21 protein-coding genes, 1 tRNA gene and 2 pseudogenes are annotated in these 20,206 nt (G+C 69.3%); 12 read left to right on the forward strand and 12 right to left on the reverse strand.

Going from position 1 to position 20,206, the window contains the following annotated elements; translation table 11 throughout:
* The first annotated feature begins 89 nt into the window (after positions 1-89).
* The 3 genes from KI385_RS19490 to KI385_RS19500 all read left to right on the forward strand — a co-directional run bounded on the left by KI385_RS19490 (position 90) and on the right by KI385_RS19500 (position 1,987).
* Positions 90-707: a GNAT family N-acetyltransferase gene (locus KI385_RS19490; RefSeq protein ID WP_238573439.1), complete on the forward strand. Its 618-nt coding sequence runs from the start codon at positions 90-92 to the stop codon at positions 705-707.
* Between the two features lie 126 nt (positions 708-833).
* Positions 834-1,382, forward strand: a complete 549-nt coding sequence (locus tag KI385_RS19495; RefSeq protein WP_238573440.1) for a hypothetical protein — start codon at positions 834-836, stop codon at positions 1,380-1,382.
* Positions 1,383-1,459: 77 nt separating this feature from the next.
* Complete coding sequence (locus KI385_RS19500) at positions 1,460-1,987, forward strand: PPOX class F420-dependent oxidoreductase (RefSeq protein WP_281066879.1); 528 nt, start codon at positions 1,460-1,462, stop codon at positions 1,985-1,987.
* Here the strand turns inward: KI385_RS19500 and KI385_RS19505 are convergent.
* On the reverse strand, positions 1,932-2,582 hold the full coding sequence (locus KI385_RS19505) for a pyridoxamine 5'-phosphate oxidase family protein (RefSeq protein WP_238573441.1): 651 nt from the start codon (positions 2,580-2,582) through the stop codon (positions 1,932-1,934). The genes KI385_RS19500 and KI385_RS19505 overlap by 56 nt on opposite strands.
* 170 nt (positions 2,583-2,752) lie before the next feature.
* On the opposite strand from KI385_RS19505, the gene KI385_RS19510 reads away from it, so the two are divergent.
* Positions 2,753-3,802, forward strand: coding sequence for a questin oxidase family protein (locus tag KI385_RS19510; RefSeq protein ID WP_238573442.1), 1,050 nt, complete (start codon positions 2,753-2,755; stop codon positions 3,800-3,802).
* A gap of 70 nt (positions 3,803-3,872) precedes the next feature.
* On the opposite strand, the gene KI385_RS19515 is transcribed toward KI385_RS19510, so the two are convergent.
* On the reverse strand, positions 3,873-4,649 hold the full coding sequence (locus KI385_RS19515; RefSeq protein ID WP_238573443.1) for a dioxygenase family protein: 777 nt from the start codon (positions 4,647-4,649) through the stop codon (positions 3,873-3,875).
* Positions 4,650-4,805: 156 nt separating this feature from the next.
* On the opposite strand from KI385_RS19515, the gene KI385_RS19520 reads away from it, so the two are divergent.
* On the forward strand, positions 4,806-5,303 hold the full coding sequence (locus tag KI385_RS19520; RefSeq protein ID WP_128507692.1) for a MarR family winged helix-turn-helix transcriptional regulator: 498 nt from the start codon (positions 4,806-4,808) through the stop codon (positions 5,301-5,303).
* 150 nt (positions 5,304-5,453) lie between these two features.
* Here the strand turns inward: KI385_RS19520 and KI385_RS19525 are convergent, their stop codons facing one another.
* Positions 5,454-6,992, reverse strand: coding sequence for an MFS transporter (locus KI385_RS19525; RefSeq protein ID WP_238573444.1), 1,539 nt, complete (start codon positions 6,990-6,992; stop codon positions 5,454-5,456).
* A gap of 168 nt (positions 6,993-7,160) precedes the next feature.
* Positions 7,161-7,823: a TetR/AcrR family transcriptional regulator gene (locus KI385_RS19530; protein WP_238573445.1), complete on the reverse strand. Its 663-nt coding sequence runs from the start codon at positions 7,821-7,823 to the stop codon at positions 7,161-7,163.
* 378 nt (positions 7,824-8,201) lie between these two features.
* Here KI385_RS19530 and KI385_RS19535 point away from each other — a divergent pair, with 378 nt between their 5' ends.
* A complete protein-coding gene (locus KI385_RS19535; protein WP_238573446.1) occupies positions 8,202-9,449 on the forward strand; it encodes a M6 family metalloprotease domain-containing protein in 1,248 nt (415 codons plus the stop codon).
* Positions 9,450-9,458: 9 nt separating this feature from the next.
* On the opposite strand, the gene KI385_RS19540 is transcribed toward KI385_RS19535, so the two are convergent.
* Complete coding sequence (locus KI385_RS19540) at positions 9,459-10,121, reverse strand: TetR family transcriptional regulator (RefSeq protein ID WP_238573447.1); 663 nt, start codon at positions 10,119-10,121, stop codon at positions 9,459-9,461.
* 67 nt (positions 10,122-10,188) lie between these two features.
* Here KI385_RS19540 and KI385_RS19545 point away from each other — a divergent pair, with 67 nt between their 5' ends.
* Positions 10,189-10,389: a hypothetical protein gene (locus KI385_RS19545; protein WP_238578100.1), complete on the forward strand. Its 201-nt coding sequence runs from the start codon at positions 10,189-10,191 to the stop codon at positions 10,387-10,389.
* The gene (locus KI385_RS19550; protein ID WP_238573448.1) at positions 10,386-10,706 is read left to right on the forward strand and encodes a hypothetical protein; all 321 of its coding nucleotides are present in this window, start codon (positions 10,386-10,388) and stop codon (positions 10,704-10,706) included. Before KI385_RS19545 ends, KI385_RS19550 begins: the two co-directional genes overlap by 4 nt.
* An 86-nt stretch (positions 10,707-10,792) precedes the next feature.
* On the opposite strand, the gene KI385_RS19555 is transcribed toward KI385_RS19550, so the two are convergent.
* Positions 10,793-11,626: an alpha/beta fold hydrolase gene (locus KI385_RS19555; RefSeq protein ID WP_238573449.1), complete on the reverse strand. Its 834-nt coding sequence runs from the start codon at positions 11,624-11,626 to the stop codon at positions 10,793-10,795.
* 63 nt (positions 11,627-11,689) lie between these two features.
* Between KI385_RS19555 and KI385_RS19560 the strand changes: the two genes are divergently transcribed.
* Positions 11,690-12,298, forward strand: coding sequence for a TetR/AcrR family transcriptional regulator (locus KI385_RS19560; protein WP_238573450.1), 609 nt, complete (start codon positions 11,690-11,692; stop codon positions 12,296-12,298).
* Between the two features lie 74 nt (positions 12,299-12,372).
* Positions 12,373-12,448: transfer RNA gene (locus KI385_RS19565), tRNA-Arg, on the forward strand.
* Positions 12,449-12,516: 68 nt separating this feature from the next.
* On the opposite strand, the pseudogene KI385_RS19570 reads toward KI385_RS19565, so the two are convergent.
* From KI385_RS19570 to KI385_RS19580, 3 genes and pseudogenes are all read right to left on the reverse strand, one after another.
* Positions 12,517-13,074 (reverse strand): annotated as a pseudogene (locus tag KI385_RS19570) (tyrosine-type recombinase/integrase); the annotation flags it as partial.
* Positions 13,075-13,494: a hypothetical protein gene (locus tag KI385_RS19575; RefSeq protein WP_238573451.1), complete on the reverse strand. Its 420-nt coding sequence runs from the start codon at positions 13,492-13,494 to the stop codon at positions 13,075-13,077.
* A gap of 447 nt (positions 13,495-13,941) precedes the next feature.
* The gene (locus tag KI385_RS19580) at positions 13,942-14,514 is read right to left on the reverse strand and encodes a hypothetical protein (protein WP_238573452.1); all 573 of its coding nucleotides are present in this window, start codon (positions 14,512-14,514) and stop codon (positions 13,942-13,944) included.
* Between the two features lie 237 nt (positions 14,515-14,751).
* On the opposite strand from KI385_RS19580, the gene KI385_RS19585 reads away from it, so the two are divergent.
* A complete protein-coding gene (locus KI385_RS19585; protein ID WP_238573453.1) occupies positions 14,752-14,946 on the forward strand; it encodes a hypothetical protein in 195 nt (64 codons plus the stop codon).
* 238 nt (positions 14,947-15,184) lie between these two features.
* Here the strand turns inward: KI385_RS19585 and KI385_RS19590 are convergent.
* From KI385_RS19590 to KI385_RS19600, 3 genes and pseudogenes are all read right to left on the reverse strand, one after another.
* A pseudogene (locus tag KI385_RS19590) lies at positions 15,185-15,896 on the reverse strand (tyrosine-type recombinase/integrase); the annotation flags it as partial.
* 337 nt (positions 15,897-16,233) lie between these two features.
* Positions 16,234-17,538, reverse strand: coding sequence for an MFS transporter (locus tag KI385_RS19595; RefSeq protein ID WP_238573454.1), 1,305 nt, complete (start codon positions 17,536-17,538; stop codon positions 16,234-16,236).
* Complete coding sequence (locus tag KI385_RS19600) at positions 17,538-18,794, reverse strand: aminotransferase class V-fold PLP-dependent enzyme (RefSeq protein ID WP_238573455.1); 1,257 nt, start codon at positions 18,792-18,794, stop codon at positions 17,538-17,540. Before KI385_RS19600 ends, KI385_RS19595 begins: the two co-directional genes overlap by 1 nt.
* Here KI385_RS19600 and KI385_RS19605 point away from each other — a divergent pair.
* Positions 18,793-20,205: an aminotransferase-like domain-containing protein gene (locus KI385_RS19605; RefSeq protein WP_238573456.1), complete on the forward strand. Its 1,413-nt coding sequence runs from the start codon at positions 18,793-18,795 to the stop codon at positions 20,203-20,205. The genes KI385_RS19600 and KI385_RS19605 overlap by 2 nt on opposite strands.
* Position 20,206: the final 1 nt, after the last annotated feature.

Below are 20,206 nucleotides of genomic sequence, written 5' to 3' on the forward strand. Positions count from 1 at the left end.
ACAACGGCTGGAATCCGGACAGAATTCCCACGCGGCAGCTCTATTTTTCTGATCATGCAGTACCCTGCACGGCCACCCAGGGAGGTCATGTGCTGCAAGAGCACCGGGAAGTGCAGGTCAGGGCGGGCGTCGAAGCGGACCTCCCGGCCCTTACGGATCTTTACAACCACTACATCCGTGAGACGTGCATCACATTCGACATGGAGCCCTTCACTCCCGAGGAGCGCCGCCCGTGGCTGCTCTCCCACCCCCAAGACGGCCCGCACCGTCTTCTGGTTGCCCAGGAGACGACAGATCAGGCGAAAAAACCGCACAACGGGCCGGCGGTGGGGCCGGTAGCCGGCCTGCCGGGCGGTGCGCTGCCTGGTGACGGCACTGCGTTGCCCGGTGGCGGCACACTGCTCGGTTACGCGACCAGCAGCGCGTTCCGCCCGAAGGCCGCCTACGCCCCTTCCGTCGAGGTCACGGTCTACTGCGCGCCGCACGCCGCCGGCCGGGGCGTCGGCACGCTGCTCTACAAGGCCCTGTTCGAGGCGCTGGCCGACGAGGACGTGCATCGCGCCTACGCCGGGATCACCCAGCCGAACGAGCCGTCCACCCGCCTGCACACCCGCTTCGGCTTCCGGCACATCGGTACGTACACGGAGGTGGGCCGCAAGTTCGGCCGTTACTGGGACGTGGCCTGGTACCAGAAGGACCTGGGCTGAGCCCGCCCGCGCCGCCCACGCCGCCCGCTCCGCTCCGACTCCGTTGCCCGCTGATCCAGTTGACGCGGACGGCACCCGGGTGTCGCCTGGACTGGAGGGCAGCGGGGCAATCGAGAGGAGCCCGTCATGGACCAGCACGCTCAGCGGCACGGTGCGAGGGCCGCCCGCTCACACGGCACCGTCGACGTCGAACGCGGTGCGACGGCCAACGCCCACGCCCCGGAGCGGGCCTCGGGCATGGCCGGAATGGCCGCCAGGGCCAAGCGCATCCCGCCCAGAGTGTCGCTGCCGATCATCACGGCGCTCGCCTTCGGCTGCTTCACGATCTTCCGCACCCACACCGACGGCACCAAGGGCGGCCCGGCCATGCTGTACGGGCTGGCCGCGGCCGTGGTCACCGGGGTGTTGGGGCTCGTGGTGGCCCACTTCCAGTCGTCCATGGTCACCGAGACCCGGGCGCTCGCCTACGGCACGCTCTTCGGCTGCTCGATCGGCTGGGTCTACAGCCTCGGCGGGGAATCGATCCTCAAGTCGTCCGCCTTCGGCTTCACCTTCGCCGCCTGCATGTTCGTCGTGGCCCTCTACGTCTTCCGCACCCACCGCGTCCGCGAACCGCACGGCGAACACCGCCCCCACGGGACCCACCACCACCGCCTCCCCGTGGCGACGCACTGAGGCGGCGACGCTCTGAGGCGCGGCTCTGAGGCGCGCCCCTTGACCTCAACCGCAATTGAGGTCCTAGCGTCATCGGCATGACAAGCGCCGCATCCTCATCCGCCGCGTCCTCATCCGCCGCCACGACCGCGTCCTTGGCCGCCGCGCCCTCGGCCGCCGCCTCGACCGCGTCCGCGACCGCCGCCACGAACGCCCTCACACCCAAGGAGCGCGCCTACCTCGCCGGCCGGCCGCTGGCCCGCCTCGCGACCACCGGGCCGGACGGCGGCCCGCAGGTGCGCCCGGTCGGCTTCGTGCTCAACGACGACGACACCATCGACATCGGCGGGCCCGCGCTGAGCCGCAGCCAGAAGTACCGCAACGCCCAGGCCCGTCCCGAAGTCTCCCTGCTCATCGACGACATGGCGCCGGCCGACGACCCGATCGCGCCCGGCTGGGGCCGCGGTGTGGAGATCCGCGGCCACGCCGAACTGCTGACCCTCGACGCGCCTCCCATGGCCCCCGAGTTCTTCAGCAACGACGTGATCCGCATCCACCCGCGCCGCATCATCAGCTGGCACCTCGAACCGGATGACGGCCGCCCCCGGGCCCGCAACGTCGGTTGAGCCCCAAGGCGCCGGACCGCCTCACTCCACCTGCCGCGCCGCATCGTCCGACGTCCGACGTCCGACGGATGGTGCGCAGCGGCCGGCCCGGCACCCAGCTCTCCAGCACCAGACACGGATCCTCGACGTATGTACGCACCACCTCCGTCAGCTCCGCCCGGAACAGATGGAACGGCTCCGGTGGCCGCACCGCCGCCGCATAGCGCGCGACCATCTCGGCGTCGGTCACCTCGACCGCCCGCCCGGACACCCGGACGTCACCGCCGGCCAGGTCGGTGCCCGGCCCCGGATTGGCGTGCAGCGAGAAGCGAGGGTCGCGCCGCAGGTCAAGCGCCTTGCGCGAGCCCACCATCGTGCCCAGCCACAGCTCCCCGTGGCGGAAGTCCGCCTCCAGGCCCGTGAGCCGCGGCGCACCGTCCTTGCGGAGCGTGGCCAGGACATGGTGCCGATACGCACCGAACCGGTTCCGCACCCGCTCGGCGAACTCCGGCACCGCCTCCTCGACCGCCGCCCAGCCGACCGCCTTGCCCACACCGTCTCCGCTGCCCGCACCGCCGGCCGCACCGCCCTCGCCGTCTGTCTTCTCACTCGTCATGCCGGAAGCTTCCACTCAATACCCGACACCTTCTGTCCGGTATGGGAACCATCCGGAATCACGGCAACCGCCGCCCCGCTCGTGCGGACCGATCGCCTCCGGCCTTACGACCAGCGGTGTAGGCCGGAAGCCCGTTACCCGCCCGGTACCCGCCGACCTAGCCTCGGGCCATGGATACGACGAGCGGCACACTCGACGAAGCCCTGCAACGCCTGCACACCTCCGGCCCGGAGTTCAAGGGCTTTCTGAGCAACCACGGCCCGATGGCCGTCGAAGCCCTGGTCCGCAACGGCCAGGCCCACACCGTCCACCGCTGGCTCGACACGTACGAGAACAAGCTGGAGGGCGTACCGAGTGCCCGCGCCCGTATCACCGACGCCAACTGGCGGGAGGCGCTGGGAGATACGAGCCGGGTCACCGACTGGACCGCGTACTTCACCGACCGGGTCGCCGAGCGTCCCTGGCGCGAGATTCTCGCCGAGTGGTGGCCGCGTCTGCTGCCCGGCATCGCCGGTGCCGCCACCCATCCGGTCATCCGTTCAGGCCATGCCGTACGCAGCCTGCTGACGGAGGGGGAAGACGCCCCGCGCCTCGCGGAGTTCGCGCACGCCCTCGGCTACTGGGCCGCCCGTCATCTGCCGCTGCCCGCCGCCGTGCACCCCGCGGGCAGCGCCACCCCCACCGAGGCGCTGGCCGCTCTCCCCCGCATCGCCGACCAGCGCGTGACACCCGTGAACGGCTACGCCCAACTGGCCGACACCCCCGGGTGGTTGAGCACCACCGAGTCGCTGTACGTCCCCGACGACCCCGAGGCCGTACGCGCGGGCCTGACGGCGCTCGTCCGGGCCGCCACCCTCAACTACGCCGACTACGGGCACGGGAACGGCATCATGCTGGTGCACGCCGCCACCGCGCCGAACGCGGTGCTGCGCACCCTGCCCGCGCTCCCGCGGGATCTGTGGGCGAGCTCCTTCGCGGTCGCCTGGGCGGCGACCTCGGCGGTCACCGCCATCTACGCCGCCGGCACCCCGCGACCTGCACCGGACGCTTCCTCGGTCACGCCCGAAGAGGTCTTCGAGCGGGCGGTCGCCAACGGCAACGAGCATGCGATCAAGTTCGCGGACACCGCTCTGGACGTGGCGGCGGCCTCCGAGGACGGCGACACCCGCGCCCTGTCGGCGGCCCTGAACGCCGTGTCCCTGATCGCCGAGGACGACTGACGGCAGGCCACCCCCTGCGCCCACGCCCCCTACACCCCTGCGCCCATAGGCCCCTACGCCCCGGCCGCTCTCAGCCGAACTGCACCGACCGCTTCGCCAGCCCCATCCAGAACCCGTCGATCACACTTCGCCCGCTGTCCAGCTGCCCCTGGGCGTCCGCGGCCCCCAGGGTCACGAACAGTGGCGCGAAGTGCTCGGTGCGCGGATGGGCCAGCCGCCCGGCCGGCGCCTTGTGCGCAAAGTCGAAGAGGGCGTCGAGGTCCTGGGACTCCAGGGCCTGCCGCCCCCAGTCGTCGAACTCCGCCGACCAGGCGGGCGTACCGTCCCCGAGCTGCCGCAGCGCCGCCAGATTGTGGGTGAAGAAACCGCTGCCGATGATCAGCACGCCCTCCTCGCGCAGCGGCGCGAGCTTGCGGCCGATCTCGTGGAGCCGCCGCGGGTCGAGCGTCGGCAGGGATATCTGCAGCACGGGGATGTCGGCGTCCGGGTACATCTCGACGAGCGGCACATACGCACCGTGATCGAGTCCCCGGTCGGGGATGTCCACCACGGGCGTGCCCGCCGTACGCAGCGTCTTACGGATCCGCTCGGCCAGCCGCGGCGCACCGGGGGCCGGGTAGGTCACCTGGTAGTAGTGCTCCGGGAAGCCCCAGAAGTCGTGGATCAGCGGCACCGTCTCCGTGGCGCCGAGCGCGAGCGGCGCCTCCTCCCAGTGGGCGGAGACGATCAGTACGGCCGCGGGGCGCGGCAGCCGTGCGGACCAGGCGGCCAGCTGGTCCGGCCACCAGGGGTCGTCGGCGAGCGGCGGCGCTCCATGACTGAGATATAGGGCAGGCATTACGGACATAACAACTCCACAGCGGCAGACTGGGCGGTAGTCGGTACGCCATCGACATTCAGCCACCGCACGAACTGGTACTTGAATGTTCAAGCGTCAGATTCCAGCCTAACCTGGCGTTGTTAAAACTTAAATAACTCTCCGAGCGGTGAGAGAGTGGATGGTATGAGCAACGAACCCGCAACCGAGCCACGCTGGCTCAGTGACGAGGAGCAATACGCCTGGCAGTGCTACCTCCACGCCACCACGCTCCTGGAGGACCACCTCGACCGTCAGCTGCAGCGCGACGCCGGGATGCCGCACGTCTATTACGGCCTGCTCGTCCAGCTCTCCCGTGCGCCGCGGCGCCGGATGCGGATGACCGAGCTGGCACAGAACGCGAAGATCACCCGTTCCCGGCTCTCCCACGCGATCGCCCGCCTGGAGAAGAACGGCTGGGTGCGCCGGGAGAACTGCCCCTCCGACAAGCGGGGCCAGAACGCCCACCTCACGGACGAGGGAATGCGGGTACTGGAGAAGGCCGCCCCCGGGCACGTCGCCGCCGTCCGCGCGGCGATATTCGACCGTCTCTCCACGGAACAGATCGGCCAACTGGCCGAGATCTGCCAGGTAATGACCGAAGGACTGCAACCGCAAGGCGCCGACCTCCCCTGGCTCCGCTGACGGATCAGCGGAACCGGAAGAGGCCGGCGCGCGGGTGGGTGAGAGGGCCGGAAGAGGACGACACCGGTTCAGGTGAAGTACGGGCGCCGGGGCGGCGGAAGGCCTTCGCGGGCCCTCAGGGACCCTGCGGACCGCGCGGCCCCTCCTGCCTCAGTGCACCATCACCGGAATCTGGACCTCGTCCCCGTCCTCGGACGCGCCCACGGCCGCACCCTCACCGTCGTCGGAGGAGGCCACCGGCGAACCGGCGCCCGGCCGTCCGGTGTTGATGAAGGTGAAGGCGATCACGCCCGCCAGGGCCAGGATGCCGACCGCCCACCAGATGGCGGTGCTGTAGCCGTGCACCATCGACTGGAGCTTGAGCAGGTCCGCAGAGCGCGCGCCGGCCGCGTGCGAGGTGGCGTACGCGGTGGTGGCGCTGGCCGCGATGGTGTTCAGCAGGGCGGTACCGATCGCGCCGCCCACCTGCTGCGAGGTGTTGACCATCGCGGAGGCGACACCGGCGTCCCGCGGCTGGACACCGTGCGTGGCCAGCGACATGGCCGGCATGAACGCCGTACCCATCCCGAGGCCCATCAGCAGGAACCCGGGCAGGATCAGCGCGGGGTAGGACGTGTCCAGGTCGATCTGGGTCAGCACGAGCATGCCGAGCGCGGCGACCGTGAAGCCGGGCGCCATCAGCAGCCGCGGCCGGACGCGGGTCATCAGCCGGGCGCCGATCTGCGTCGAGCCGGTGATCATGCCGACGATCATCGGGAGGAAGGCCAGACCGGTCACGACCGGCGTATAGCCCTTCACGATCTGCAGGTAGTAGGTCAGGAAGAGGAAGAGACCGAACATGCCGATCACGGCCAGGCCCAGCGAGGCGTAGACACCGGCGCGGTTCCGCTCCGCGACCACCCGCAGCGGCAGCAGCGGCGCCTTCACCTTGGACTCGACCAGCACAAACGCCAGCAGCAGCACGGCGGCCGCGACGAACAGGCCGAGCGTCGGGCCGGCCAGCCAGCCGTCGGACTCGGCGCGGGTGAACCCGTAGACCAGCGAGACCAGGCCGAGCGTGGCCAGGATGACGCCGGGGACGTCCAGCCGGGAGGGGTTACGGCCCTCCGCGGGCTCCCGGATGACCAGGAAGGCGCCGGTCGCGGCGACCACGGCGAACGGGATGTTGACGAAGAAGGTCCAGCGCCAGTTCATGTACTCGGTCAGCACACCGCCGAGGATCAGGCCCACGGCGCCGCCACCACCGGCGATCGCACCGAAGATGCCGAACGCCTTGGCGCGCTCCTTGGCCTCGGTGAACGTCACCGCCAGCAGCGACAGCGCGGCGGGCGCCAGCAGCGCACCGAAGACACCTTGCAGCGCACGCGCGCCCAGCAGCATCCCCTGGTTGGCCGCGGCCCCGCCGAGCGCGGAGGCGACCGCGAATCCGACCAGCCCGATGATGAAGGTCCGCTTCCGTCCCCACAGGTCGGCCACCCGCCCGCCGAACAGCAGCAGCCCGCCAAAGGCGAGCGCGTAGGCGGTGATCACCCATTGCCGGTTGGCGTCGGTGATACCGAGATCCACCTGCGCGGAGGGCAGCGCGATGTTCACGATGGTCGCGTCGAGGACGACCATCAGCTGGGCGAGGGCGATGAATATCAGCGCTTTCCAGCGCCGGGGATCGGCGTATGTGGCTGTTTCAGGCATGGCGGGATCCACCTAGTGGTGCGGTGAGCGGACAAGGGCGAAGAACGGGACGCGGGAAGACGTGCGAAGGCCGGGGCGCGTGGGGCGACCGGCGGGACGCGTAAGACGGGCGGACGGGTAAGACGGGCGGGACGTGTGAGGCCTGTTTGTGCGGCGCGCTGCCCCCGGTTACGAGCGGCGCCTCAGGTCTTCCAAGGTGGCGGCCGAACCGGGCAGTTCGGAGCGGGCGGGCGCCTGCAGACCGTCCAGGAACAGCTGCAGATGCCGGTGCACGAACTTCTCGAAGTCGGTACAGGCACTGCCCGGCAGCGGGCGGGTGAGCTGAGTGATCGCGACCATCAGGTCACCGACGGCGATGTCGGTGCGCAGCTGGCCGCTGTCGCGCGCGGCACCCATGACGGCCTCGACGGCCGCCTCCAGGCGCTCGCGCGCGGCGAGCAGATCGGGGTGGTCACGGTCGATGCCATCGGAGAGCAAGGGGCACAGCGCCCCGATCCGCTCCTCCACCGCAGCGTGGACGAAGCGCCTCAGCGCTTGGAAGGCATCGGACTCCTCGGCAAGGGCGCTCTCCGCGGCGTCCGCGGTACGGGACATGACGGAGAGCGTGACGTGGTGGATCAACTCCAGGCGATCCGGAAAGTGACGATAAAGCGTCGCATTGCCGACTCCCGCACGTCGAGCTATTTCATCGAGCGAGACCTCGGCCCCGAACTCGACCATGGTCTCGCGGGCGGCCGCGATGATCCGCTCCCGGTTGCGCAGGGCATCGGCCCGCAGACGGGGCGGCTGCCCCTGCTGCCCGGTCTTCGCGCAGCTGGCGACGGCGGTCATGCGACTCACTCCTCTCGACTTTCGGTGCCGAATCGACGTTCGGTGCCGAACCGGGGAGACGCTCCCCGTTTCGTCCGGACGCCTGGTTAAACGGGGAGACCGTCCCCGGATATTTCACGTCCCGCATGTGATCTGGTTCACATTCACGACCGGCTCCCGGAGACTCCCCCATCACAGGCCCTACCCGAGGGCCGACCCGAGGACCAACCCGAGGGCCGACCCGAGGACCAACCTGAGGACCGACCCGAGGACCAACCCGAGGGCCACCCCAAGGACCGACCCATCCGGCCCTGCCCCGCGACTCCAGCTGACGCCGGTTGACTCCGGTTGACGTAACTCCGCGCGCGAGCGATCACCCCTCGACACAAGGTGATCGATATGAAGCACAAGGTGTCCGCCGTTCTGGCCGTGGGCGCGGCCACCGCGGCCGCGGCCATAGCGCTGGGCTCGCCGCCCAACGCCGTGGCCATACCCTCGGCGCCCGGCGCCCCGCCGAGCGGCCCGTGCGCACTGCGCGGCATCAGCAACGACGTCGCCGAATCCGCGGACACCCCCGCCGGTTTCGCCCGCTCGTCCGGCGTCGTACGGGCGCTCACCCTCTTCATCGACTTCCCGGACGCCCGCGCCACGATGTCCCCCGAGGCCCGCTTCGCCGAGTTCTTCCCGGCCGCGACGGACTACTTCCGCATCAGCTCGTACGGCAGGCTGACCTACCACCCCCTTCCGCTGTTCCGGTGGATCCGCATGTCGCGACCGCTCGCGGCGTACGGCATCCAGCGCGGCGCCAGCTTCGACCCGGCCTCGGACAGCGGCTATCACGCCCTGTCCCAAGAGGTCGTCCGCGCCGTCGACCCGACCGTCGACTTCAGCGACTACGACGTCATCAACGTCATCGCCTCGCCCAACGCCGGCCCGCCCGCGACACGTACGGTCCTGTCGGTCACCTTCAGCGGTGGGGACATGGGGATGAAGACCGCCGACGGGGTGCCGTTCCGGAACACGTCCTTCATCTGGAGCCGGCAAACCGGGGTGAGCGCCTTCCGCGTCCTCAACCACGAGAACGCCCACAGCTTCGGCCTGCCCGACCTCTACTACACCGACGAGCGCCACACCACGCCCCCCGTAGGCCACTGGGACCCGATGGACGAGGACTGGGGGCCGAGCAACGACTTCGTCGGCTGGCACAAGTGGAAGCTCGGCTGGCTCTCCCCCGACCAGGTGCACTGCGCGCCGCACAACGGGACGCCCGGCGAACACACCCTCACCCCGGTCTCCACCCCCGGCGGCACCAAGATCGTCGTCATCCCGACCTCGCCCCGCACCGCCCTGGTCGCCGAGGCCCGGACCCGCGGCCTGCTCGATCCGACGGTCTGCCGGCCCGGCGTCCTGGTCTACCGCGTCGCCACCGACGTCCCCTCGGGCCGCGGCCCGCTGCGCATCGTGGACGCCACCCCGCACAGCGGCGGCTGCTACAAGAGCAGCAAATTCGTCGAACCGGAGCTGACCGACGCCACCTTCCTCCCCGGCGACACCTACACCGACCACACCACCGGCGCCGCGGTCACCGTCCTCACGAAGAACCCCGACGGCACCTACCGCGTACGGGTCACCCCCGCACGCACCTGACCCACAACCTCACCCCTCCCCCCTTTCCTCTCTCCCTCCCCTGTCCTCCCTCCAGTGCCGCCGCCCGATGCTGATCAGCCGCAGCTGACGGCGCGCCCTCCGCACCACCTGCTCGGCCGCCCCCTCCACACCGTCCTCCTCGGCGTCGAGCAACGCCGCAGCCGTCGTCACCAGCCGGTCCACATACAGCTCCGCCAGCATCCGCACCTCCTCGTCGCGCCACCCCTCCGACACCGGCTGGGACTTCAGCGCCGCCGCGACCTCCTGCGCGAACCGGTCCAGCTCACCCGCGATGGCCTGCCGTACGGCCCGTACGCCGCCGTGCCGCTCGCGTGCCACGAACCGGATGTGCAGCGGATGTTGGCGCACATGCTGCTCCACGACCGCGACCGTACGGTCAATCCGCTCCTCGGCCGCGTCCTGCTCGGCGAGGATCGCCCGCACCATCACATGCAGACTCCCCAGCGCCTCTTCCACCAGCGCGACACCCAGCTCACCCATGTCCCGGAAGTGCCGGTAGAACGCGGTCGGGGCGATCCCCACCACCCGCGTCACCTCCCGCAAACCCAGGCTGCTCAGGCTCTGCTCCTCCAGCAGGCCGAGCGCCGCGTCGAGCAGCGCCTGCCGGGTCTTCTGTTTCTGGGCCTGCCGGACTCCAAGACTGTGACTCATGTCATCCAGTAAACAACCGTTCTCCGAACTACTCCAGTCGCGGGCAGTCGTAGACTGAAGGAACTCAGTGAACAACTGTCCTCTGGAATCGGAAAGGCAGATCATGCTCTTCCTCGTCGCAGCCCTCCTCCTGATGGGGATCATGCTGGGCACCGCGGCACACCTCCCCGTCCCCGTCACCGTCGTCGCGGCCGCCGTCATCGCCGGCTGGCTGCTCGTCTTCTTCCTCCGCGAACGCCGCCACCAGGCCGAGGTGACCTCCCGATGACCGCGCTCACCGAAGCCACGCCGACGACACGGACCGCACCGGCCGCAGCCAAGGCCCTGCGCCGCTCCGCCTCCCGTCCGCGCTCCCACGCCGACGGCATGGCCGTGGCCTCCTTCATCCTCGGCCTGCTCGGCACCCTGGTCCTCAACCTCGTACTCGGCCCCTGCGCCCTGGTCCTCGGCGGCCTGGCCCTGGCCCGCGGCACCGACCGCCGCGGCCGCGCCCTCCTGGGCATCGCCCTCGGCGCCGTCGACCTCCTCCTGCTCGCCCTCCTCGTCACGACGGACGGCACCGTCAGCTGGCACATCGGCAGCTGACACCCCAGGACGGCCGGGCACCCGGTCCGCCGCTACGGCAGCACGGCAATACAGCCGGCGGCGAACCGGGCCCCCGGACCGCCCCGCTACCGCAAGCCCTCACCCGCGCCACCATCACCCGTCCCCGTTCCCCCTCCCTCACCCTCCCCTTCCCCCACCGCAGCCGCGACAGCCCCACTCGCCGCGACCGCGTCACCCTCACCCTTCACCGCGACCGCCGCAGCGTCGAGCACCGTCCGCGCCAGAGCCGCCGTATCGGCAAGACTGGTGATATGCCCCTGCCCGGGCCGTACGGAGAGACGGCCGTCGCGGCAAGCCCTCAGCAGCGCACGCTCATCACGGCGGAACGGATCGCGCGCCCCGTTCACCAGCCACACCGGCCCCGCATAGGCAGCCAGTGAAGCCATCGGCTCCATCCCCTCCACGGCCGCCACGACACTCGGCATCACCTCACACGCCAGCCCGCCCGACGCCATCGCCTCGGCCACAGGTCCGGGCAGCACCCGCCGGAACCCCCACGCGCTGAGGCGATTCCCCGCCTCGGGCCACCTGGCCCCCGCCCAGGCCGCTCCCCCGTAGACCGCACTGAACAGCCCACGCGGAAGCGCGGTGCACCCCATCGCCACCAGACCGGCGACCCGACCGGGATGACACCCGGCGGTGGCGATTCCCGTATAGCCCCCCAACGACAGCCCCACGACCAGCGCCCGGCCGCCCAGCTCGTCGATCGCTTCGGCCACCGCGTCCACGGCGCCGGACATCGTGAACCGTTCGCCACGCCGCACTCCATGACCCGGCAGGTCGGGCGCCGCCGTGGGATGACGATCACCGATACGTTCCCTCACAGGCCGCCACATCGTGCCGCTCACACGGATCCCGTGCACAAAAACGATGGGCAGCGCGGTCTCTCTGGACTCCATGGTCCGACGCTAACACCAAAACACAACGCACCGTTGCGTTGTGCTCCTTGCTACCCTCTCCTCATGAGCAACAAATCGCCCGACCCCTCCAGCCGGGGCCACGGCCCGCGAAAATCCCAGGAGATCTTCGACGCCACACTCGACCTGCTCGCGGCAAAGGGCTACGAAGGTCTGACCATTGAGGGGGTCGCCGAACGATCCGGCGTCAACAAGACCACCATCTACCGCTGGTGGCCCTCCAAAGGCGCCCTCCTGGGCGCCGCGCTCATGGGCGCCCGCCGGCTCGACATCGAACCGGCCGACACCGGCAGCCTCCAAGGCGACCTGGAAGCCCTGCTGCACACGATCACGTCGCTGCTCACCACACCCCCGGCCTCCGACATCGCCGTCGCCGCACTGGGCGCCGTCACCCACAGCCCCGAACTCGCCACCCACGTACGCGACTTCTTCGCCGACCGCCTCACCCGCGAACAACCCGTCTTCACCCGCGCCATCGCCCGCGGCGAGCTGGCACCCGACGCCGATCCGATGCTCCTGGTCGACCTCCTGGCCGGCGCCGCCTGGCTCCGCGTCGCCCTCCGCCAACTCCCCCTCGACGCGGACTTCGTCCCCCGCGCCGTCCACACCGTCCTCAACGGCGCAGCCCTACACCACCCACCACACACCCACTGACCTGCAAAAACGCACTATCTACCAGCCCACATCCCATATCCGCTACGCTAGGCGCCGGATCTTCGGATCCCCCCGCCTCCGTAGCTCAGGGGATAGAGCACCGCTCTCCTAAAGCGGGTGTCGCAGGTTCGAATCCTGCCGGGGGCACCAGCGCAAAGGCCCCCAGCCGATCTTGGCTGGGGGTCTTTGACATCGAGGAATGACATCAACGGCGACGGTCAATCGCGGTCTGGGCGCCTCTTGAGCAGCCGGTCCATGTGGCTGATGGCCTCACGCTGAGTGTCCTGGACGACGTGCGTGTACACGTCCATGGTGATGCTGATCTGACTGTGCCCGAGGATCTCCATCACGACGCGAGGAGCGACGCCGGCAGCAGTGAGGATCGTCGCGCATCCGTGGCGGGCGTCGTGCAACCGGATCACTCGGAGGTCGGCGGACTGGGCAACGCGAGTGAAGGACCGGTAGACATTCCGCGGCTCGACCGGGCGACCTGTCCGAGTGGTGAAGACGTAGCCGCCCTCCTGCCACTTCTCCCCCGCCCGTGCCTTCGCATCTGCGTGCCTCATCTGGTGCCAGCGCAGCGGGGCGATGCACATCGCGGGAAGCGGGACCGCTCGACGACGGCGCCCCTTGGGATCGTCGTCATAGAGGACACCACGCCGACGCTGGGTCTGCTGGCGGATGTAGAGCACGCGCTGCTCCAGGTCGATGTCGGCCCAGCGGAGTCCGAAGATTTCGCCCCGGCGGGGGCCCATCGTGATGGCAAGAACGAAGGACTACCGCTCTACCGGAAAACCTTCACTGTCCCTCACTTGACGACGCGCCCCTTCCCACACAGCCGTAATCCCGCAGACGCCGATGAGCCCTGCGGCCGCAGCCAACCACCACCAGGCGCCACCGTTGGCCGCAGCACCAGACACCAGACCACCCGATACGCCAAGAAAGATCAACCCGCCGATGACCGTTTCTGCGTCGCGCCGTTTGCCGTCTTCGACGGAAATAACTCTCCGGATGGTTTCGTCAATGTGGTTACTCAATTGATGCGAGATGGCGCTTTCGGCTGGCAATAGCGCCAGAATCTCAAGGTCGGCTTTAATTATATCCCGGTGGCGAGGCTTTTTGAAATGACGCTCAGCTAGAACACCAATCACGCCAGCCACGGCAACAGCAACGGCTGCAACAGCATTCCAATCCATGCGGTAATGCTAGGCATAAGATCACGATCGCAGGAGCTTGACACGCGCCCACCAGCGATCTAGAGCCCCCTTTCGCCCATCGCCGGCGACCTGTAGATCACCATGCTTACAAAGCAGAGTTCAGGACGCGTGGGCTATCCATGGACAGGGCACCGCACAGGCGTGGCCCGCAGCACTGTGACCAGGCCTTATGGCGAACAGCCAAGCGGCCTCCGGAGCCGTTGCTGTACAGCAACGAAGTACAGCAACCACAGCAACCGCCCATGAGCGACAGCAGCTCTGAGGCGCCGAGCGGCGGCCTCTATGGCCCTCGTTGACCGATCTCTGTAGAGCTACGGATCAGAAGGTCACAGGTGCAACCCCACTGAGTGGCCAACGCGAGGCCCCCGTAAGTAGTCGGAGACTCTTACGTTTGGCTGCACGTCGCAGGGGGCCCGCTAGGTCCGTTCAGGCTTCCATACCCCTCACCAGCCCTGTCAGTTGAATCTGCAGGCTTTTGAGTCGTTCGTAGGTTGTGATCACGTCGGTCTCGAACGATTGAGGCCAGTTGACTTTGGAGTGCCAGGAGTATGGGACGCCCTTCTCCTTCCATCTCAGATGGGTCACGCGCCAGGAGTTGTAGTGGTCGATAAATGCCATGTAGGAGTCCGGCATCTGGTGCCCTGCAATCAGGTGCGTCTTTGAGGACAGGAGGTCCTGGATCGCCTCATTGCGTGGCATGAACTCGCGGTCGACCCAGAACAGCCACAGCTCCTGTTCCTCAGGGCTGAGAGGCCTGCCCGGCGCGAACACGTAATTGTGCCCGAGCGTTTCGCAGAAGTCATGGAAGGCTGACCGTCCTTCCTTAATCAGAAACAGAAGCGGTCCATATAGCTGCTCAAGTTGATTTTCAATGTGGGTGAGCCGAGCTTCGGCCTTCCTCCGCTTCAGATCGGCCCGTGCCGATAACGTGTGATTGACCAGCCATCCACCGGCGGTAACCGCTGCAGCGATGACCGCTGCTAGGAAGGTTGAATCCATGCCGTCAGGTTATGGGCTCAGCCCGGGGTGATCCAGGCTCTACTCCGAGACGGGAGGGCGATCGAGGTAGGCGGCCGCGTAGAGGCCTTGCCGTTCGGATGGATCTCCCGCTGTGGGCCGGTAGTTCGCAACGAGTGGCTGCAGTGCCCGTAGCGTGACCGACGGGGGGGGAGCCATGGAGACCATGGTTGCTCAGGCTGCTCCGGCAGCCAAGAGTTCGTCGTCTAGCCTGCCCACATGGACCAGATCGAGGATGGCCAGCTGTCGGACGATGAATTCAGGGATCTCATCAGCCTCTTGAAGAGGTTCTGCTCTCATGATCTAGACCAGTGGGAAGCATTGCAGACCCCAACTCCTCACGGTCCGGTCTACATCAACATGACCAGGAGCCTTCCGCCGGGAACCGACCCGAGCGCCTTCCGTCCGATCTGAGCGGCCACAAGCATGCCGGTGGCATCCGCAGCTGACATCAACAACAGTGAACAGCGGCAGAACTGAACGACTCCGGGCGGAGCCACTGGGCTCCAGGGAAGAGGCTGTGGCGGCCCCTAGATCGAACTCCTAAAGCGGGTGTCGCAGGTTCGAATCCTGCCGGGGGCACCAGCCAAAAGGCCCCGGACCGATCATGGTCCGGGGCCTTTTGACGGCACCAATTGACGGCAGTCGCGTCTCAGGTGGCTGGCAGACGGCGATTGAGCAGGCGGTCCATGTGGCTGATCGCCTCCCGCTGCGTGTCATGGACGACGTGGGTGTACACGTCCATCGTGATGCTGATCTGGCTGTGCCCGAGGATCTCCCTGATGACCCTCGGCGCGAAGCCGGCGGCAGTCAGCAGGGTGGCGCAGCCGTGCCGGGTGTCGTGCAGCCGGACTACCCGCAGACCGGCGTCCGCAGCGACCCGGGTGAAGGACCGGTAGACGTTCCGCGGCTCCACCGGCCGGCCGTTCCTCGTCGCGAAGATGTATCCGTGTGCGGACCACACGACGCCCGAGGCCGCGAATGTCTCCCGCTGCCGCAGCCGGTGCCGGCGCAGCGGCGCGATACCGCGATACACAGAGCAGGCATAGGGACGACCCGGCGACGCCGACTCTTGGGGTCGTCGTCGTAGAGCGTGCCCCTGCGGCGCTGAGTCTGGTGACGGACGTGCAGCACCCGGTTGTCCAGGTCCACGTCCGACCAGCGCAGGCCCGCCAGCTCACCGCGCCGCAGGCCCATGCAGATGGCCGGCACGAACGCGGCATAGAGCGGGTCGCGGCGCGCAGCCTCCAGGAACAACAGCGTTTCCTTCAGGGACCACGGGCTGATCTCCCGCTGTTTCACGCGCGGCGGCTCGACAGGGATGCGACGTTCCGCGCGATCAGCTGCTCGCGGACCGCCGTGGTCGGGTTCCTTGCCTTGGAAGGAACCCGCCGAGGCGCCGCCCGGTGGTCGCTCACCGAGCGGCGCCACTCCGCCTCAGCAGTACGGACGCCGTACACATGCCGTACACGTGAGGCCAAGTAAGGCCGGGGTACCGAGGGAAAAGGGAAGAAGGGAGAAGGGAGAAGGGAAGATACGTCTTCCCGGGTCAACCGGCCTTTTCGCCGTGTTTCCGCTGGTCAGGCTCTTGATCTGAACCAGCTTCTCAAGCGGGTGTCGCAGGTTCGGTCCGGTCTCCGGGGGAGAAGCCACGATCGCGGAAAGCACACCACGACGGCCTCGGTACAACAGCGTTGGTGTTCACTGCACTCGTAGCTCCGCCGGTGACGGCAGGGCTGCCAGCCTGGTGACCGGGGACGCGAAGAGTCCGATCGCCACGGCGGCGGAGCCGATCGCCGCGACGGTCAGGGCGCCTTTGCCGCCGAGCGCGCCGGTCAGGAGACCGGCGGACAGGCCACCGAGCGCGCCGCCGCCGAACAGCAGCGTCCGGAAAGCCGCGGTCATCCGCCCCATCATCGACGCGGGAGTGCTCGTCTGCCGGAGGCTGACGATGATGACATTGGCGACGCCGAGGCCCAGGTACGTGACGAAGAAGGACGCCACACACATCGCGATCACCAGCCAGCTCGGTCCGGCGGCGGTGGCGAGGAGGATCGGGCCGAGCAGCAGGGCCGACTGGGCCAGCAAGTAGACGCGTCCGAGGCGGAACCGTTTGATCACCCGTCCGGAGATCAACGCGCCGATGAGGCCGCCCACCGAGGCCGTGGCGAAGATGCCGCCGAGAACCGACGGGGCGAGGTGGAGGTCGCGAGTGCCGTGGAGCAGGAACATCGTCCATACGGTGATCATGGAGAAGTTGCAGCAGAACCCGACGAGCGCCAGGGCTCGCAGGATCCTGTCCCTCATGACCCAGCCGAGGCCGTCCCGCAGCTCCGACCAGATGTGGCGGCGAGCGCCCTGCTCCGGACGCGGCTCGGGTGTGCGGATGAGCAGCAGGGAGATCACGGAGACCAGGTACGAGAAGGCGTCCACGATCAGCGCCACCGGTGCGGTCAGCGCCGACACCAGGACGCCCGCCAGACCGGGCCCCGCCACATCCGCCGTGGACGAGCTGACGCCCGTCTTCGCGCTCGCCTCGACATAGTGACCGGGGTCGCGGACCAGGGTGGGGACGTACGACATCCAGCTCACGTCGAACAGCACCGACGCGACACCGACGGCGCACGCGATGACCGTCAGGGTGACCATGCTGAGGGCGTCCGCCCAGTACAGGACGGGGACCAGCGCCAGCAGGACCATCCGGACCAGGTTCGCCGCGAGCATGACCCTGCGCCTGCGGACCCGGTCCACCCACACCCCGAAGATCAGGGCGAGGCCGAGGTAGGGGGCGAGCTGCACGAACCGCAGCAGTCCCACTTGTTCGTCGCTCGCCCCGAACGCGCGGATGGCGGTGAGGGGCAGCGCGAGGGTCGTCACCTGGGTGCCGAGCAGCGACACGGTCTCGCCCAGCCAGAACTTGAGGAAGTCCCCGTTGTGCCAGAGGGTCCTGGGTGGTTTCCCGGCAGCCGCCTCCGGGCCGGCCGCCGCCACATGCGCCGACGCCATCAGCGGGTTCTCTGCCCGTGCTCGGCGAGTTCGGCGACGGCTGCCGCGACCGTGTCGACCTCGTCCTCGGTGTTGTAGTAGTGCGGTGACAGGCGGAGGCACCAATCGACGTCCTTGTCGTCGAAGTCGTACTGCGCGAACTCCCGGAAACTCAGGGCCGAGTTGATGCCCTGCTCGTCCAGGGCCGTCTTGAACGGCTGCGGTTGCCAGCCCTCGACCTCGAAGGTGACGAGCGCCGCCGGGGCCGGGCCGCGGTCGAGGAGCCGTATGCCGGGGATGCCGGCCAGGCGGTCGCGCAGCCGGGCGGCGAGCGCGGGCGTCCGGCGGGAGATCGGCTCCAGGCCGACCCGAAGGGCGTAACGCACCGCCGCCGCACAGCCGAGCAGGGTGGCGTACGGGAACTCCCACTCCTCGAACCGTGCCGCGCTGTCCACCGGCCGGTACGTGTCGGGCCCGACCCAACGGGCGCCGTACATGTCGATGAACAGGGGCTCGTAGCCGTCCCGCAGAACGCGGTCGGAGACGTAGAGGAAGCCCGAACCGCGAGGGCCGCGCAGGAACTTGCGGCAGGTCGCGGTGAGCAGGTCGCAGCCGATCTCGTCCACGTCGATCGCGTACTGCCCCACCGACTGGCAGGCGTCCACGAGGTAGAGCAGGCCCAGCTCCCGGCAGTGGCGGCCGATCTCGGCCACCGGCTGCACGAGTCCGGAGTTGGTGGGCACATGCGTCGCGGCGACGAGGCGGGGGCGGCGGGAACGCATGAGCGCCGCCATGGCGCCGACGTCGACGCCGCTGCCGTCGGGGTGGTCGGGGGCGTGGACGATCTCGACGCCGAACCGTTTGCGCAGGGCGAGGAACGCGATCTGGTTGGAGATGAAGTCGTTGCGCGTGGTGAGGATGGTGTCGCCGGCCCGGAAGTCGATCGCCGACAGGGCCTTGGTGTACGCATGGGTCGCGCTGGCGGCGAAGGCGATGTTGCCGGGGCCGGTGCCCAGGAGGTCGGCGATCGACCCGTAGAAGTCGCGGACCTGGACTTCCCGTGCGGCGGAGGCCTCGTACCCGCCGATTTCCGCCTCCAGTCGGAGGTGGTCGGTCATCGCCGCGAGGACCGGGCGGGCCACCAGGCCGCAGCCCGCGTTGTTGAAGTGGATGACCGACTCGCAGCCCGGGGTGTCGGCGCGCAGCGCCGCAATCTCCGCCGCGGTGTCGAGGAGCGATTCTCCAGCAGGGAGGGAAGCGTTACTCTGTTGTCTCATGTCTGAGAGTAGCAGTACTGAGACGCTGGTAGGGATACTCCGTACGGAGATCGCCCGCCTCGTGCCCGGCGACCGGCTGCCCAGCAGCCGGGAGTTGACGTTGCATCACGGCGTCAGTCCGGTGACGGTGTCGAGGGCGTTCGCCCAACTGTCAGCCGAGGGTGAGGTGGTCACCCGCCCGGGCAGCGGCACCTACGTCGCCCCGCGCCGCGCTCGCTCGGCAGCCGATGCGCCGGACACCTCCTGGCAGGCAGTGGCACTCGCCGGACGTGACTTCGATCCGGGCGCCGCGGACAGCCTTTCGGATGCGCCGCCCAGGGGCGCGATCGCCATGGCAGGCGGCTATCTGCACCCATCGCTCCGCCCGGAACGAGCGTTGAGCGCGGCGCTGGCCCGCGCGGCCCGCCGTCCCGGCGCCTGGGACCGGGCACCCGCCGCGGGCCTGGCACCGCTGCGCGCGATCTTCGCCCAAGCGGCGGGAAGCGCCGTCGGCCCGGAGGACGTGCTGGTCACCGGCGGCGGCCAGGGCGCACTGTCGATGCTGTTCCGGGCGCTGGCCGCGCCGGGCAGCCCGGTGCTGGTGGAGTCGCCGACGTACCCGGGCGCGCTGGCCGCCGCCCGCGCGGCGGGTCTGCGCCCGGTGGCCGTACCGATGGACGGCGACGGTATCCGCCCCGATCTACTGGCCGACGCCTTCGCCGTGACCGGGGCCCGGCTGCTGTACTGCCAGCCCACCTTCCACAATCCGACCGGCACCGTGCTCGCGCCGGCGCGACGCCGCCAGGTCGTGAACGTGGCCCGCGCCGCCGGGGCATTCCTCATCGAGGACGACTTCGCCCGCCACCTCGGCCATGGCGGCCCGGTGCCTCTCCCTCTGGTCGCGGACGACCGCGACGGCACGGTGGTCCAGCTGACCTCGCTGACCAAGCCGGCCTCGCCGAGCCTGCGCATCGGGGCGGTGATCGCCCGTGGACCGGTGATGCGAAGACTGCAGGGGATGCGCCGGGTGGACGACTTCTTCGTCGCCAGGCCGCTGCAGGAGGCGGCCGTGGAGCTGGTGAGCACCCCCGCGTGGGACCGGCATCTGCGCGCCCTTTCCACGCACCTGAGGGAGCGTTGTGCGGCACTGGCCGGAGCCATGGCGCGCGAACTGCCCGACTGGACGCCGACCCGGATCCCGGAGGGTGGCCTGCATCTGTGGGTCCAGCTCCCGCCCGGCCTTGAGGACTCCGCCGTCGCGGACGCGGCACGGGCCCATGGTGTGGCGGTCAACGCGGGCGCCCGCTACTTCCCGGCCGAGCAACCGGGCGCCTGCCTGAGGCTCGGTTTCGCGGCCTCGGAGGACCCCGCCGACCTCGCGGAGGGCGTCCGCCGCCTCGGTGAGGCGGCACGAGCGTGCGCTACGGCATGAG

It is taken from the genome of Streptomyces inhibens (assembly GCF_022221585.1).
GTDB lineage: Bacteria > Actinomycetota > Actinomycetes > Streptomycetales > Streptomycetaceae > Streptomyces > Streptomyces inhibens.